This window comes from Neoroseomonas eburnea, assembly GCF_018129005.1.
Lineage (GTDB): Bacteria > Pseudomonadota > Alphaproteobacteria > Acetobacterales > Acetobacteraceae > Neoroseomonas > Neoroseomonas eburnea.
Genome location: NZ_JAAEDL010000024.1, coordinates 1 through 15353, shown reverse-complemented (window position 1 = coordinate 15353; position 15353 = coordinate 1). Strand labels below are relative to the sequence as shown.

At 69.3% G+C, this 15353-nt stretch carries 18 protein-coding genes; 8 read left to right on the top strand and 10 right to left on the bottom strand.

The window, feature by feature from the left end; genetic code table 11:
- The first annotated feature begins 5 nt into the window (after positions 1-5).
- The gene (locus tag GXW74_RS20455) at positions 6-626 is read left to right on the top strand and encodes an SCO family protein (protein WP_211848410.1); all 621 of its coding nucleotides are present in this window, start codon (positions 6-8) and stop codon (positions 624-626) included.
- An 89-nt stretch (positions 627-715) separates the two neighbouring features.
- Here GXW74_RS20455 and GXW74_RS20450 read toward each other — a convergent pair whose 3' ends face one another.
- The 9 genes from GXW74_RS20450 to GXW74_RS20410 form a co-directional block, all read right to left on the bottom strand.
- Positions 716-2443 carry a relaxase/mobilization nuclease domain-containing protein gene (locus tag GXW74_RS20450; RefSeq protein ID WP_211848409.1) on the bottom strand — a complete coding sequence of 576 codons (1728 nt, stop codon included), beginning with the start codon at positions 2441-2443 and terminating at the stop codon, positions 716-718.
- Positions 2444-2756: 313 nt separating this feature from the next.
- Positions 2757-3458, bottom strand: a complete 702-nt coding sequence (locus GXW74_RS20445) for a lytic transglycosylase domain-containing protein (RefSeq protein ID WP_408903886.1) — start codon at positions 3456-3458, stop codon at positions 2757-2759.
- Positions 3459-3571: 113 nt separating this feature from the next.
- Positions 3572-4102 (bottom strand): S26 family signal peptidase, encoded by a 531-nt coding sequence (locus GXW74_RS20440; RefSeq protein ID WP_211848407.1) that lies wholly within the window; start codon positions 4100-4102, stop codon positions 3572-3574.
- A complete protein-coding gene (locus GXW74_RS20435) occupies positions 4099-4563 on the bottom strand; it encodes a DUF2840 domain-containing protein (RefSeq protein WP_211848406.1) in 465 nt (154 codons plus the stop codon). The genes GXW74_RS20440 and GXW74_RS20435 overlap by 4 nt, the downstream gene beginning before the upstream one ends.
- The gene (locus GXW74_RS20430; protein WP_211848405.1) at positions 4560-5618 is read right to left on the bottom strand and encodes a replication initiator protein A; all 1059 of its coding nucleotides are present in this window, start codon (positions 5616-5618) and stop codon (positions 4560-4562) included. Before GXW74_RS20430 ends, GXW74_RS20435 begins: the two co-directional genes overlap by 4 nt.
- Positions 5619-5622: 4 nt before the next feature.
- Positions 5623-5907, bottom strand: coding sequence for a helix-turn-helix transcriptional regulator (locus GXW74_RS20425; protein WP_211848404.1), 285 nt, complete (start codon positions 5905-5907; stop codon positions 5623-5625).
- Between the two features lie 125 nt (positions 5908-6032).
- Positions 6033-6482 carry a DUF2285 domain-containing protein gene (locus tag GXW74_RS20420; protein ID WP_338148292.1) on the bottom strand — a complete coding sequence of 150 codons (450 nt, stop codon included), beginning with the start codon at positions 6480-6482 and terminating at the stop codon, positions 6033-6035.
- Positions 6457-6795, bottom strand: coding sequence for a transcriptional regulator domain-containing protein (locus tag GXW74_RS20415; protein ID WP_211848489.1), 339 nt, complete (start codon positions 6793-6795; stop codon positions 6457-6459). Before GXW74_RS20415 ends, GXW74_RS20420 begins: the two co-directional genes overlap by 26 nt.
- 122 nt (positions 6796-6917) lie before the next feature.
- Complete coding sequence (locus GXW74_RS20410; protein ID WP_211848403.1) at positions 6918-7184, bottom strand: DNA -binding domain-containing protein; 267 nt, start codon at positions 7182-7184, stop codon at positions 6918-6920.
- A 158-nt stretch (positions 7185-7342) separates the two neighbouring features.
- On the opposite strand from GXW74_RS20410, the gene GXW74_RS20405 reads away from it, so the two are divergent.
- The 7 genes from GXW74_RS20405 (at position 7343) to GXW74_RS20375 (ending at position 15117) form a co-directional block, all read left to right on the top strand.
- Entirely contained in the window at positions 7343-7630 is a 288-nt protein-coding gene (locus GXW74_RS20405) for a helix-turn-helix domain-containing protein (protein WP_211848402.1), read from the top strand.
- 113 nt (positions 7631-7743) lie between these two features.
- The gene (hsdR, locus tag GXW74_RS20400) at positions 7744-10107 is read left to right on the top strand and encodes an EcoAI/FtnUII family type I restriction enzme subunit R (RefSeq protein WP_211848401.1); all 2364 of its coding nucleotides are present in this window, start codon (positions 7744-7746) and stop codon (positions 10105-10107) included.
- On the top strand, positions 10097-11677 hold the full coding sequence (locus GXW74_RS20395) for a type I restriction-modification system subunit M (protein WP_211848400.1): 1581 nt from the start codon (positions 10097-10099) through the stop codon (positions 11675-11677). The genes hsdR and GXW74_RS20395 overlap by 11 nt, the downstream gene beginning before the upstream one ends.
- The gene (locus GXW74_RS20390; protein WP_211848399.1) at positions 11674-12822 is read left to right on the top strand and encodes a restriction endonuclease subunit S domain-containing protein; all 1149 of its coding nucleotides are present in this window, start codon (positions 11674-11676) and stop codon (positions 12820-12822) included. The genes GXW74_RS20395 and GXW74_RS20390 overlap by 4 nt, the downstream gene beginning before the upstream one ends.
- 2 nt (positions 12823-12824) lie before the next feature.
- A complete protein-coding gene (locus GXW74_RS20385; RefSeq protein ID WP_338148291.1) occupies positions 12825-13616 on the top strand; it encodes a HipA family kinase in 792 nt (263 codons plus the stop codon).
- Entirely contained in the window at positions 13613-14479 is an 867-nt protein-coding gene (locus tag GXW74_RS20380) for a DUF3037 domain-containing protein (protein WP_211848397.1), read from the top strand. Before GXW74_RS20385 ends, GXW74_RS20380 begins: the two co-directional genes overlap by 4 nt.
- 41 nt (positions 14480-14520) lie before the next feature.
- Complete coding sequence (locus GXW74_RS20375; protein ID WP_211848396.1) at positions 14521-15117, top strand: hypothetical protein; 597 nt, start codon at positions 14521-14523, stop codon at positions 15115-15117.
- Positions 15118-15162: 45 nt separating this feature from the next.
- Here GXW74_RS20375 and GXW74_RS20370 read toward each other — a convergent pair.
- On the bottom strand, positions 15163-15353 hold a 191-nt coding region (locus GXW74_RS20370), incomplete at its 5' end, for a DUF736 domain-containing protein (protein ID WP_211848395.1).

Sequence of the window (15353 nt, the reverse complement as noted above, 5' to 3'; positions counted from 1 at the left end):
GCGCGATGCTGCGAACCATCCGATGGGTCGCCTGGGGTGCCGTCGGCATCCTGGGCTTCGTGCTGCTGGCGACCACCGGCGGCTGGCTGGTCTCCGACGGTCCGCTCGGGCCATCGCGGGTTGCGACGGGGCCGCAGTCGCTCGGGATCGGAGGGCCCTTCGCGCTGACCGACCATCGCGGCCGCGCGGTGACCGAGCGTGACTTCCGTGGCCGCCCGATGGCGATCTTCTTCGGCTTCACCTACTGCCCCGATGTCTGCCCGACCACGCTGACCGAGATGACAGGCTTCATCGAGGCGCTCGGCCCCGACGCCGACCGCGTGCAGTGGGTCTTCGTCAGCGTGGACTCCGAGCGCGATACGTCGGAGGCCCTGGCCACCTACCTGGCGGCGTTCGACCGCCGGATCATCGGGCTGACCGGGACCGAGGCCCAGATCGCCGCCGCAGCGCGGGCCTTCCGCGTCTTCTACCTTCGGGTGCCGTTGGAAGGCGGCAGCTACACGATGGATCATTCGGCGAGCGTCTTCCTTCTGGACGCCGAGGGTCGGTTCGCAGGCACGCTGGACTACAAGGAAAGCGAACGGGTGGCGCTGGAGAAGCTGCGGATGCTTGTAGGCAGAAGTTGAGAGGGCCTGCGGTGGAAGATCGACCGTGCCAGCAAGCGTCACCGATTTGACGGCGCTGCCGCAGTGCCGGATGGGGAGATCCGACGCCGCTAGATGGACAGGTTGCGGGTACGCCGTTGATGAAGGTTTGCAAGGTCGTCAGCGCCGCCGGCCAGGCGCCGGCTGATCCCGCGCTCCCGCTCCATCGATGGCTTCCAGGGCACAAGCTGGAAGCCGAGCCCGTCATCGAGCATCGCGAACCGCCCTGAGGCCAGGTCGAGCCTCCGGGTGAACACCCCGGCGACGGGATCACCCTGCTGCATCGGCCGCAATGCCTTTCCCGTCTCGGCCGTGATCCGCGCGGCGGCGCCCCGCACCTCCCGCTCCCGCAGCGTGTCGAGCAGGTCACGCGCGAAGACCACGCGCTGACCCTGCCGCCGCGCGAGACCCTCCGAGATCAGATGGTCGGTCCGTGCCGCCATGGCGGCGCGGACCTCGCCGCCGAAGCCGTCCCCGCTCAGGGCGTTGGACGCCCGGTCGAGCAGGCGGTGATCGAGCCAAGTCGCTCCCTGTGCGGTCACCTGCGCCTCGATCGACAGGTCGGAGCGAACCGCCAGCACTGAGCGCTCCCGCCCCTTGGCGTCGGTGAAGTGGCGCAGTTCGACGACGGCGCCAGGCGCCGCGTCGCTGGTGGCGTCGAGGTCACGGAAGCGCAGGTGATGTGCGCGACCGTCCAGGCCATCCACGATGGCGAAGGCCGTGCCTTTCAATTCGTCGTCCAGGCCGCGTGCGACCAGGCGCCCGACGACGGCGCCGCGGTCGCCGTCGAGCACGTAACGCTCCGCGCCGCGATCCCAGCCCCTGCCCGTCAGCTCGCGATGCATGCGCTTGATGATGTCGCCGCGCTCGGAGATCGCGCGCAGGCGGGGCTCGAGATCATCGGCGATGCGCCATCGCGCCGGACCCACTGGCTCAGCGAGGCCGAGCCGCTCCAGCGTCCGAAGCCTCCCGATGCGGAGGGCCATGTCGTCGCGATCCGCGACGCCCGCCGCCGGTCGCAGGTCGACGATCCCAGCGTCAGCGCGCTGCACGAGGTCGCGGTCCAGGCCCGTCCAGCGCTCGGCATCGGCCTCCCGCTCCATGGCTCGGCGGATATCCTGCTCGGTCCGTGGACCCAGCTCCAGCGTCGCGCGTTCCGCCGCGCGGGCGCGCAGACCGTCGCTGATGTAGTCGCGCGAGATGACCAGGTTCTCGCCATCGTCGGCCCGGCCACGGACGAGGACGTGGATGTGGGGATGCTCGGTGTTCCAGTGATCGACGGCGACCCAGTCGAGGTGCGTGCCGAGGTCACGCTCGGCGGTCGCCATCAGGTCGCGCGTGTAGGCGCGGAGGTCAGAGAGTTCGGCCGCATCCTCCGGCGAGACGATGAAGCGGAAGTGGTGGCGGTCGCCCTCGCAGCGTTCGGCGAAAGCCCGGTGATCGGCGTCGCCGGTCGCGTCGAACACGCGTCCCGGCGTGCCGTCCCGAGTGACGCCGTCGCGCCGCAGGTAGGCGAGGTGCGTCGACATGGGGGCGCCCCGAGTGCCGTGGCGGACCACGCGTGCCTTGATCGCGACGACGCGGCTGTTTGGCCGCAACCGGACGCGTGCCTGGATGGCGGCGACCCGGCCGCGACCGAAGGTGCTGCGGCCGGAAGCGGGACGGCTGCCGCCGCGCTGGAAGCCGCCAGCCTTCTCGGTGGCCGCAAGCGCCTCGGCCATGAAGGTGCGCGCCCGGCGCGGCGCCTTGACATCGCGAATGCTGCCAGGCCGGACGCGCAGATCATCGTCGCGGGTCATGGGCTGGCCACGCGCACCTCGCGCGAAGTGATGCTGGTGCAGCGGGTTGCCGCGTTCCGCAGGCTGCGAGCGCAGGACGCACCTCGCGCGAGTATGTTGATCTGCCTGCCTGCTTCGCCCCGGCCGACGGCGCGCACATCGCGGCCTTTATCTTGCAATCTGCGGTCGGGGTTCCTGGGACGTCGCGCTCCATCACGCTGGTGGTCGGCGCTGGGATAGCCAGCAGCACGACAGAAGCACCCGAGCGTGCGCGCACGTGCGACATCGGTGAGACTCCAGGGCCGTACGATGCCCTGCGTCCCAACGCTATCGCTCACGGTGCACCACCCGAGCTGCGACGGACGGCGAAGATGGAGCCGCGATGGCCCGCTGAACCGTCGGCCTCGTGCGCCTCCGCTGCTCGGGATCGGCCGACGAACGGCTGCGCGGGTGGTGTATCGGCTGCGATTGTCGCACCGGCAACCGGCACGAAGATTGACCGCGGCGGTTCCATATCCTCACTGCCGGGCCGCACGAAGATGCCGTCAGCGCCGCGCACAGCACGCACCGCAAGCTGGCCAGGCGCAACGGTCCCGGCGTCACCTGTAAGCAGCGGCGCGAGGATTGCGACATAGGCGCGCGTCTCCGCAGGGAGCGGCTGCCCCGTCGCCAGGTGCATCTCTACGCGACGCGGCCCGGCGTTGTAGGCCGCCAGCATCAGCGGCACCGATCCGAACCGGTCCAGCATCTCGCGCAGATACGCAGTGCCCGCCAGGATGTTGTCCTGCGGCATGAAGGGATCGGCGCCGAGGCCGTGCTGGGCGCGCAGGCCTGCCCAGGTCGCTGGCATCACCTGCATCAGCCCCATGGCACCGCGGTGCGACACGGCGTGCCGATCGCCGGCGCTCTCCGCGCGCATCACTGCCCTGATCCAGGCTTCCGGAATGCCGAAGCGCTGCGAGGCGGCCGCGATCTCGACAGCATGGATCGTCTGCGCCGCCAGCCTGGACGGCGACAGACTGACCAGCAGCAGCACGGCGGCGATACAGGGCCACGACCGGGACGGGAGGGAGGAACCGAGATGTCCAGCGCGCCCTGCCAGAGCGCCGGGCGTCGCCAATGGGCGCGCGTGGGAAGGGCGCGTCGTACTCATGGTCCGCGCACCGTGATCCAGACCGGACGCAGCCGGGCGACAATGCTCGTGCGTAGGAGAGGCCCGAAGTAGCGGCCGTCGAGGCTGTTCGGCTCAGCAGGGTTGAGGAGGAATACCTCGCCGGGTTCCAACCTGTGGCAGCCGTGCCAGGTCGGCAGCGATCGACCCAGGCGGTCAGCCGTGCGGCGGTGCGCCACGGTCTCGCCGTCTACCGTAATCGCGCTGCCCTCCGCGCACACCACCTGCGGCGACATGGCGGCGACGTGCTTCAGCAGCGGCACGCTGCGCGCGACATAGCCTCGCTCGGTAAGGAACGCCGCCAGCGTCTCCGGCGGGCGGACGAGCACGAGGTCGCCGTGCGCGATCTCCCCAGCAGGCGTCGCGGCGTACAGGCCGAGCGGCACGCTCGCCGACGCGTTCCAAATGATTCGCGGCTGCCAGCCGGCGACCGTCGGGACGGCGATCAGCCCAAGCCCGGCGAGCATGACCGCGACCGGCGCCGCGCGCCGTCTCCGCCGCGCCGTCATGCGTCGATCCTCCGCCGCAGCAGCCAGGCGCGGTGGCGCTCGCGCGTGTAGGCGCGCGGCGGTTCGCCGGCTGCGAGGCGGTTCATCACGTGCCGCCAGTGGTCCGGGCAGGCCGCCTCCGGCGCGACGCCGGTCTGCTCGACCGCGTCGATCGCGCGCAGCACCTCGTTGACCTTTGGCCAGCCGGAGATGCGCAGCAGGATCTCCGCCCCCGGCTCCACGAAGCCGATCATGCTGAAGGCCTCGCCGGGCTCGACCGCGCGCAGGATGTCGATGCGGCTGACCACGGTGCCGTAGCCGTTCGACGCCCACCGCACGAAGGCGAAGACATCACCCGCGGCGAAGGCGACGACGCGGCGGCGGCGGTCGAGGATCGTCTCCTCAGCGATCCGCCCGAAGCGGATCCAGCGCTCGACGCGGCCCTCGAGCCACAGCAACTCGACGCGGGTCAGCGCCATCATGGCGCCGCCCCCCGCTCCCCGTCCCGGTCGCGTTCCCCGCCGCGCGCCGGCCCAACCACTTCTTGAAGGTTAGACTCTTGGTTAGAGAAGTTACGGCTGCCGCAACGCATTGATCCGGCTGGCGGATCGGGCGATTCCTGCGCCCGAAGTCCCGTGCCTGGTGCGCCCGAAGTCCCGATATCGGATGCGCCTGAAGTCCCGTGACCTGCAGCACTTGTCCACAGGTTATCCACAGGTCGGATGTGGAGAAGTGGCGCGCCGGCAGCCTCTTGCCGCAGCGCCAGCGCGTAGCCCGGCAGCGGCTGCCGTGCGACGAGGCGCCGGATGTCGAGCGCGAAGTCGGAGAAGCGGGCGAGGCTCGCGCTCTTGGCGTGGAGGTGGCGGAGCTCGAAGCGCCAGCCGCCGGCCTGCCGCCCCGCATGCTTGCGCGCGACGCGGTAGAGCCAGCGCTCCAGTCCGCCCGTTAGCCGGAAATAGGCAGGGTCGACGCTCAGCACGAGGCGCCGGTCAAGCACGCCCTGGTAGAACCAGTCGGGCAGGACGAACTCCATGCCCTCGACGCGGCCGGACCAGGTGGTGAGCTCCTCCCACTCGCTGATCCAGCTGAACTGCTGTCGGCGCCAGTGCGCGCCGTGGCGGATCGTCGTGCGGATGACGGTGGATTGTAGGCGCGCCAGCGCGCCCTTGAGCAGCAGGTAGTCGCGCTGCGCGCGGCCGCGGCCGATGGCGCCAAGCAGTTGGTAGGGCGTGAACCGGAAGAAGCGCGAGGTGGGCAGGCCGCGGTCCAGCGCCTCGACGAGATGCGAGGCCGCCCAGATCAGCACGTCGGCATCCCAGATGGTCGCGATGCCGTGCTCGGGCAGCCCGTGGACTTGCACCTGCGTGTCACCCGCGACGTAGAGGATCGGCGCCGTGCGCTTGGCCTTGGCCAACGAGAAGAAGGGCCGCTCCATGAGGTCGCGCTGGTCGCGCGGCGGCACGTCGCCGGCGAGCGCGTCGAACGGGTCGAGCCGAGCCCGTTCGCTCCCCGGCTGCTGGAGACGGCGCGGCGCCATGGCGTCAGCCGCGCAGCCGCGCGGCGTAGGCCGGCGAGACCGCGACATGCCGCTTGGCGGGCAGCACGGTTTCGCCCGTGTCGTCGCTGGTCGAGGCCTTGGTGCCGCGGTTCACCCAGGCCTGGAGATCGGTGACGGCATAGACGACGCGCCCGCCGATCTTGGAGTAGCGCGGCCCCGTGCCGTAGGTGCGGTGCTTCTCGAGGGTGCGGCCGGACAGGCCGAGGAAGCGCGCGGCCTCGGGCGTGCGGAGGTAGCGTGGCGGCAGGCCGGCATTCGGGTCGGGCATCGGGAGCCTCCGGTGATGCTGTCGGATGCCGCGCATGGGGCGCGGCGGTCGCATCGGAGGCTGGCGAAGGGCGGCAGCGCCGGGGGAGTACGAAGGTGCTGGTCGGCTCCGCGTACCCCGGCGCGTCAATGCGTGAGCTTCACGCGCGGACCGACGCGCAGCAGGCCGCGATAGCCGCCGTCGCGGAGCGCGATGGCATCGGCAACGAGGCGCATGGTGCGGGCGCGGAGGTCATGAGTTTTCCAGGCAGCGCCGCGGGGCACGCGCGCGGCACCGAACAGCCCGATGGCGATATCGCGGTAGCTGTGGCCGTCTCGGTGCCCGTCATGGGCGCGGAGCGCCAGGACCAGGCGGCGGCGCTGTAGCGCTGTCAGGCCGACGTCAGGCTGCGCCCGGCCCTGGAGTACGTGCCAGAGGCGCAGTACGGCGGCGAGGCGCTGCGGCAGGGCGTCATCGAAGGGGATCAGGGCGCCGAGATGGCTGTCCGGCGGCGCGCCGCGCGGGACCCAGACCGGGATCGGCGGGTTGCCGACCGCGCCGTGCAGCCCGTCACTCGCTTGGCGCGGCGAGCTCACAGGCGGCAGGGCAGCCGGAGAGCGTGGCGAGAATGACGGCGGCAAGGCCGAGAGCGCCACGGTGGCGGTGCAGAGCGCCTGCATCCAGACGACACCCGCCGCGGGCGCGTCGAGCGTCGGGTCGGCCGGGAAATCGCAACCCCCAGCGCTCGGCGACGGCGTCGGCCGCGTCGTCGGGCCGCGTGTCGTCGAGCTCTTCCCAGTCGCGCACATAGCGCGGGTTGCGTCGGAGGAACTCCCAGGCGAGATCGCGCGCCGAGGCGTTCTCCAGCTCTGCGTAGGCGGCCGCCGACCGCCAGTCTCGCGACGGCATGGCAAGGCTCCGGCACAGCGCGGAGCGCACGCTCCGCGCGCAGCATGCCGAGAGATGCGACTATCCGGTGTGTTGTGGAGGCGCGCGCCGGGCAACAGGTGTTGCCGTCGGCGCAACGCCCGTCAGTTGGTCGAGCCCTGGCGCAGAAGGTCGCGATAGCCGGTTTCGATCATCCAGCGGGCACGGGCGAGATGGCTGTCGTGGATTCGCCGTGCCTGGTCGGGATCGCGGTTGGGGTCGAGGCCAAAGACGATCCGTGCGACCTCCCGCCAGTCGGCGCCCTCGGCGGCGGCATCGAGCAGGCGGAGGTAGAGGATCTTGTGGGCCAGGTCATAGGCCGTGACGCGCGGCTCGTCGGGTGGGGTCTCGAGGATCCTCGCGGCGGTCATGCGGGCGCCCCCTCTGCCGGCGTCTCATCGCGCTGTCGCCGCAGAGTCACCCATCCGGGCCGCGAGCGCCAGACGGGGCGTTACATGGGGACGCAGGCGCGCGATTTACACACTATGGAAGATAAACTCAAAGTATGTAACGACCCGACCGTGCCGGCATGGATATGCGCCGGCTGGTGGGGAGGAACGTGCGTCGGATCAGGCTGGAGAAAGGCCTGACGCAGGAGGCGTTTGCCGAGCGGTCCGGGTTCAGCCAGCAGTACCTGAGCAGCCTGGAACGCGGCACGCGCAATCCGACGGTGGTGACGCTGTTCGAGCTCGCCAGCGCGCTCGGCGTCAGCCACGTCGCACTGGTCGAGCCAGATGGAGAGGTGAAGGCGGCGAAGCCGATGCGGCGCGGGGGACGAAGAAAGCCGAGCGCCGAGAAGGAGCCAGACGACCGCTGAGCCTGAATCTGCCTGTTCCCAGGCACTTGGGTATTCATGGTGGCACGCCGAGGATGATATTCTGGCGTGAGTTGAGGGGTTACATCATTTCGGGATGGGGGCCGGGGAACAGCATGACGGAGACGGAGGCCGATACTTGCCGCCGGCACGTCGTGCCCGCACTCCAGGCCGCCGGGTGGGACGCCGACCCCCACTCCATCGCCGAGCAGCGAACCATCACCGATGGCCGCATCGTCCCGGTCGGCCGCGGCTTCGTGCGAAAGCCGCCGAAGCGCGTTGACTTCCTGCTGCGATACCGGCGCGACTTCCCCCTCGCGGTGGTCGAGGCCAAGGCCAGCTACAAGAGCGCCGCGGATGCTGTGCAACAGGCGCGGCAATACGCGGAGATGCTGGGCCTAAAATTCGCCTATGCGACGAACGGCCCCGAGATCATCGAGATCGACTACTTCACCGGCGCCGAGACGCCACGTAACTCCTACCCGGCGCCGGCGGAGCTCTGGGCCCGCTATCGCGCGGGCACGGGCCTCGCGAGCGATCAGGCAGCCGATCGCCTGCTCACCCCCTTCAATCACACCGTCGGCAAGAACGAACGCTACTACCAGCAGAGCGCGATCAACCGCATCGTCGAAGCCATCCTGCAAGGCCAGCGTCGCATGCTCGTCACCATGGCGACGGGCACGGGCAAGACCACGGTCGCCTTCCAGGTCTGCTGGAAGCTCTGGAACAGTCGCTGGAACCGCGACGGCGCCCATCGGCGCCCGAAGATCCTCTACCTGGCTGACCGGAACATCCTCGTCGATCAGCCGAAGGATGGCATCTTCGCCGCCTTCGGCGACGCCCGCTGCAAGATCGAATCGGGCGAGGTCGTCATGGGGCGCGAGATCTACTTCGCGATCTACCAGGCGCTCGCCGAGGACGCGTCCCGCGAAGGCCTGTTCCGCGCCTACCCGCCCGATTTCTTCGACCTGATCATCGTCGATGAATGCCACCGCGGCAGCGCGCGCAATGACAGCTCCTGGCGCGTGATCCTCGAACACTTCGCGCCCGCCTTTCAATTGGGCATGACCGCCACGCCGCTGCGCGAGGACAACCGCGACAGCTACCGGTACTTCGGCAACCCGATCTACGAATACAGCCTGCGCCAGGGGATCGATGACGGCTTCCTCGCCCCCTACCGGGTGCACCGTGTCATCACCGAATGGGACGCCGCTGGCTGGCGGCCGAGCCAGGGCGACCTTGACCGCTACGGCCGCGAGATCCCGGACGACGAGTATCGCACCCAGGACTTCGAGCGCATCATCGCCCTGCGCGCGCGCACGCAGGCCATCGCGAAGCACCTCGACGGCTTCCTGCGAAAGACGGATCGCTACGCCAAGACCATCGTCTTCTGCGTCGACCAGGAACACGCGGCCGAGATGCGCCAGGCGCTGGTCGCGCTGAACGCGGACATGGTGGCGCAGCACCCTGACTATGTGTGCCGTGTCACCGCCGATGAAGGCGACATCGGCCGCGGCCATCTCAGCCGGTTCCAGGACGTGGACACGCGCACGCCGACCGTCCTCACCACATCCCAGCTGCTGACGACCGGCGTGGATGCGCCGACCTGCAAGAACGTCGTGCTGGCGCGCATCGTCGGCTCCATGAGCGAGTTCAAGCAGATCATCGGCCGCGGCACGCGGGTGAGGGACGATTACGGGAAGCTCTGGTTCAACATCATCGACTACACCGGCTCGGCCACCCGCCTGTTCGCTGACCCTGCTTTCGACGGCGATCCCGCCCGCCTGACCGAGGAGGAGCTGAACGAAGCCGGCGAGACCGTCTCCGAGACCGACATTCCGGTCGAGGGTGCGGAACCCGAGCCAGAGCCCGGTGAGCCCGAGATCATCGAGCCACCCGAGGCGAGGCGCCAGAAATTCTACTTCGATAGCGGTCAGGTCGCGGTCGCGGCCCACCTTGTCTACGAGCTTGACCCATCCGGCGCGCAGCTTCGCGTCGTGCGCTACACCGACTATGCCGCCGAGAGCGTCCGCTCGCTCTACCCCACCTCGAAGGAGCTGCGCGCGGCCTGGATGAACGCGGCGCAGCGCTCCGCCATCGTGCAGCGCCTCGCCGAACGTGGCATCAGCTTCGACCAGCTGGCCGAGGCAGCGCAGCAGCCGGAGGCCGACCCCTTCGATCTGCTCTGCCACCTGGCCTTCAACGCACCGCTGCGCACGCGGCGGGAACGGGCGCAGCAGCTGCGCACGCGTCAGCCTGATGTGTTCACGAAATTCGGCCCCGAGGGCCGCGCCATCCTGGAGGAACTGTTGGAGAAGTACGCTGCCCACGGCGAGGCCGAATTCGTCCTGCCCGACGTGCTGAAGGTGCCGCCCATCTCCAACCACGGGCAGGTCGCCGACATCATCCGCCTGTTCGGAGGGGCGGATCAGCTGCGCGCCGCTGTCGCAGAACTGCAGGAACAGCTCTATGCCGCGTAAGCCACGCGCCACCACCACGAAGCCGGCGCTGACCACGGCCCAGGCGCTCGGCTCGCTGCTGAAATCCGCGCGCGACATCATGCGCAAGGACAAGGGGCTGAACGGCGACCTCGATCGGCTGCCGCTCCTCACCTGGATCATGTTCCTGAAGTTTCTCGATGACCTCGAGCAGCAGCGGGAGCAGGAAGCGGCGTTGGCCGGCACGCGCTTCCGGCCGGCGATCGAGCCGCCCTATCGCTGGCGCGACTGGGCGGCCAACCCGCAGGGCATCACCGGCGATGAGCTGCTGGCCTTCATCAACAACGATGAAGGCGTCCGGCCCGACGGCACGCGCGGCCCTGGCCTCTTCGCCTATCTGCGCGGGCTGACGAGCGCGAACGGCGATGACCGACGGGACGTGATCGCCACCGTCTTCCGTGGCGTCGATAACCGCATGCGCAGCGGCTACCTGCTGCGTGACGTGATCGACAAGATCGGCGCCATCCACTTCACCTCGTCGGAGGAGCTGCACACCCTCGGCGCGCTCTACGAATCCATGCTGCGCGAGATGCGCGACGCGGCGGGCGATTCCGGAGAGTTCTACACGCCGCGCGCCGTGGTTCGGCTGATGGTGCAGGTGACCGATCCGCGCCTGGGCGAGACGGTGCTGGACCCCGCAGCCGGCACGGGCGGGTTCCTCGTCGAGGCCTTCGCGCATCTCGCCGGCCAGGTGCAGACCGTGGCCGACCGTCGCGTGCTGCAGTCTGCTTCGCTCATGGGCTGCGAGCCAAAATCGCTGCCCTATCTGCTCTGCCAGATGAACCTGCTGCTGCACGGGCTGGATGCGCCGCGCATCGATCCCGGCAACGCGCTCCGCCATCGCCTCACCGAGATCGGCGAGCGAGATCGGGTGGACGTGATCCTCACCAACCCGCCCTTCGGCGGCGAGGAGGAGCGCGGCATCCAGGGCAACTTCCCGGAGGACCGGCAGGCGGCCGAGACGGCACTGCTGTTCCTCCAACTCATCATGCGTCGGCTGAAGCGGGCGCAGACCTCGGCGGGGCGGCCGGCGCGCGCGGCGGTGGTGGTGCCGAACGGTACGCTGTTCGGCGATGGCGTCTGCGCGCGCATCAAGGCGGACATACTGGAGCAGTTCAACCTGCACACCGTGCTGCGTCTGCCGGAAGGCGTCTTCGCGCCCTACACCGACATCCCCACCAACGTGATCTTCTTCGACACGGCGGGGCCGACGCGGGACGTGTGGTTCTACGAGCAGCCGATGCCGGAGGGGCGGCGGAAATACTCCAAGACGCGGCCGGTCCAGCTCGAGGAATTCGCCGATTGCATCGCCTGGTGGGGCCGGCGGGAGGAGGGCCCGCAGGCCTGGAAGGTCAGCGGGCCGGAACTGATCCGGCGCGACGAGGCGGGCCGCGTTGTCGCGGTGAACCTCGACCTGAAGAACCCGGCGGCGAAGGAGGCAGTGGACCACCGCGCGCCGGCCGAGATCGTCGCGAGCGTGATCGAGAAGGAGCGGCAGGTCCTGGCGCTGCTCGACGAGATCAAGGCGCTGGTCGCTGAGCGGGTGGCGTGACGGTGCGTTGGCCGATGGTGCCGCTGGGCGAGGTGGCGGAGCTGGTGCGCCGCCCGGTGGAAGTCGATATTGACGGGCTCTATCCCGAGCTTGGCGTACGGTCGTTCGGCCGCGGCACATTCCATAAGCCGCCACTCACCGGGGCGGATGCTGGCTCGAAGCGGCTGTTCCTGATCGAGACGGGCGATCTCGTGTTCAATATCGTCTTCGCATGGGAAGGCGCGGTCGCTGTCGCTGGACCAAACGACAACGGCAGGTTTGGCTCGCATCGGTTCCTGACCTTTGTGCCCAATCCGAAGCGGGCTGATGCCGGCTTCATCAAGGCGTGGTTCAGCACTCCCGCTGGTCTCGAAGTTCTTGGGCGCGCATCACCAGGCGGTGCGGGAAGGAACCGAACGCTCGGCATCGAGGCCGCGAGCCGAATGCCCGTGCCCATGCCTCCGCCTGACGTGCAGCGGCGGATCGTGGAGCGGCTCGACGCGGTCGAGGCGCGGATTGCGCAGCGGCAGAGCGAGGCCGACGCCGTGGACAAGGAGCTTGCCAGGCTGCTCGCCGCCGCGTTCCACCGCATCGCCCAGGACGCGCCGCGCGCGCGTATGGGTGACGTTGCACCGCTGGTGCGACGTTCGGTGATGATCGATCCGGAAGCGAGCTACACCGAGATCGGGGTGCGCAGCTTCTTCAAGGGTGTCTTCCATCGCCGTACCGTGAGCGGCGCGGAATTCACGTGGCAGAAGCTGTTTCGCGTCAACGAAGGCGATCTGATCTTCAGCAACCTGATGGCCTGGGAAAAGGGGATCGCACTCGCCGGCGCAGCCGATGACGGCTGCGTGGGCAATCACCGCATGCTCACCTGCGAGGCAGACCGCGACCGCTTGGTGCCGGGCTTCCTGTGGTTCTATTTCACGACCGAGGAGGGCTTCGCCCAGGTCGTCGCAGCCTCGCCAGGGACGATCGCTCGCAATAAGACGCTCTCCGCCGAAGAACTGCCCAACATCACCGTGCCGGTGCCCTCGCTCGATGCCCAGCAGTGGTTCGATGCGCTCCAGCAGAAAGCGCGCGCCGCGCGAGAGGCCCAGGCTGCTGCCGCTGCCGAGTTGGACCACCTAGTGCCCGCGCTGCTCGCCGAAGCCTTCGCGCCGTAGCGATGCTCAGACGCGTCGTCGCCACGCAGTTCGACCGTCCGGCACGCAGCGGCAAGACGCGCCCCCTCTTCCTCACCTGCATCGACGCAGCCGGCGAGGAGGTGGAGGTGGTCGCGAAGCTGTCGGCCGGCTGCGAGCAGAAGGAGGTCAGCCTCGCGCGCGAGGTCGTCGCCGCCTGCCTCGCCGGTGACCTTGGCCTGCCGGTCGCCGAACCGCTCCTAGTGGAACTGCCAGCCGCCTGGATCGGCAGCGTGGCCGATGCCGAGGTGCAGCGCGCCTTGCGTGCCAGCCTGCCGGTCGCGTTCGGATCGCGCCATGTCGGCAGCCAGTTCTCCACCTGGAAGCCGGAGACGCGGCTGACCGCCGCCATGGTGCCGGTCGCGCTCGCCGTCTTCGTCTTCGATGCGCTGACCGCCAATCCGGACCGCCGCAAAGAGAACCCGAACTGCCTGGTGAAGGGCGAGCACATCAAGATCTTCGATCACGAGATGGCGTTCACACACCATATGGTAATCCCGCGGCTCACACCCTGGCGCGCCGGCGCGTTGCAGGACCTGATGACACCCGGCCGCCACATTTTCCGTGACAAGCTGCGCGGGCAGGTGCTGGATTTCGCGTCCATCCGGGCCGCCTGGGCGGCCTTGTCGGATGGCATGGTGGACGGCTATGTCGCCGCCTTGCCGGCCGAGTGGGCCAGCGCGGGCGCCGATGCGGACGCCGCGGTCCGGACCATCAAGGAGGTCCGCGACCGGATGGAGGAATGCCTGGCTGAAATCGGGAGGGTTCTGGCATGACGCAGCGGCCCTATACCTACACCATCCTGCGCTACGTGCATGACCCGCGCGCTGGCGAGGCGCTGAACGTCGGCGTGGTCCTTCACGTCGCGGCCGAGCAGAAGCTGCTGGTTCGCGTTCGCTCGACCTTTGGTCGGGTGAAGCGGGCGTTTCCCGATCTGGACGGGGAGGCCTTCAACCAGGCCCTGCGCGATGTCGAACGCGGCATCGAGCGCGTGGCTCGTGAAATGCAGAAGGGTGGCCTCCTTGCGGCCGCGGGCGACGCCGCGGCGTTCGCGCGGCGCGGCATGCCGGAGGATGACAGCGCGCTGCAGTGGTCGCCCGTCGGCTCGGGCCTGACTGACGACGGAGCCGCGACGCTCGACCGCCTGTATGACCGCTTCGTGCGGCGGCATGACGAGCGCGTGGCGCGGCGCCGCGATGATGAGGAGATCTGGCGTCCGGTGCGCGAGAAGCTGGTGGCGCGCGGTGTCACGGTGCCGTTCGAGGAGAAGACATTTGCCGGAGAGGTGGACGCGATCACCTTCCGGCACGCGTGGAAGAACGGGCAGTGGCACGCGTATGAGGGCGTATCGCTCGACCTCGCGAGCCAGGATGGCATCCTCGAAAAGGCTCGCCGCTTGGTTGGGCATCTGACAACGGCGAAGGACGGCGTGACGGAGGCGCTGAAGCTCCACCTCATCGTCGGCGCCCCTCATGATCCTGCGCTGGCGTCGGCGTACGACAAGGCGGTTGCGATGATCCGGAAGGCGCCGCTGGGGCCCGAGGTGGTCGAGGAAGCCGAGATCGACGAGCTCGTCTCGCGGATCGAGGACGAAGTCCGCGCGCATGAGGTGCATGCGGACGGCGCGCCGCCGCGCTGATCGGCGGTCGCGTGGCGGGGCGCTCGGCAACTGATTCGTCGGTGCTGAGCGCGGCGCAGACTGCTCACCGGGCCGTGCGGCGGCGTCCAGGCATTGCGGCGCGGCTCGATGCGGTTGCCGAGAACCTTCGGCAAGGCCGACGTGAGACGCCGCAGCGCTTCATTCCATTGGCCAGGGCCTGCATCGCGGAGCCGGCAAGGTCGGACGATCTCGTGCGGTTTCTCATCGACGACGTGGCGGCGGAAGCGGCCGCCGATGCGTCGTGCACACCGGCCGTTCGCGCGTTGGTTGATCGAATGCTTTGCGCGGTCGAGCAGCCCAGCCCGGATCGAACGCGTTCGATCATCGCGCTTGGTCCAGAGATCCTGGCTGCAGCGCCGCGGCGGCGCCATCGTCGCAGCGTGCATGGGCACGGTTGGATCACCGCGGACCGGCGGCTTCTTTTTCTTCGTGCGGTGTTCGATGAGGCGACAGGCCGTTCCGGGCGTCCGCGCGGTCGCTGGTACGCGCTGTGGCTGGCTACGGCCTATGCGATGTCAGAGTACGAAACGGATCACTTCGAGATGCGCGGCCCGATCGTGGAGGCGCGGGTTCGGCGGCTCACGCGATGCGCGGAGGTTCTGTTGGGCCCTGCGTGACGCGGGGAGGCGCCCCGCCCTCCCGGGCGGGGCGCCGCTGGCCGTTCACTCCCTGCTGCGGTTGCCGTTGGGGCGGGACCAGATCAGCTCGAACTCGCCGCCCTCCATCTCGAAGAGGTTCGCCAGGATCGGCGCCGGCAGGGACGGGTCGTCGAGCTTGACCGAGAGGTAGTCGCGGCCCTCGTTCGAGGTCTTCTTCCACGCCGCCCCGATCTCGGCGCGGCCGGCGAAGATGC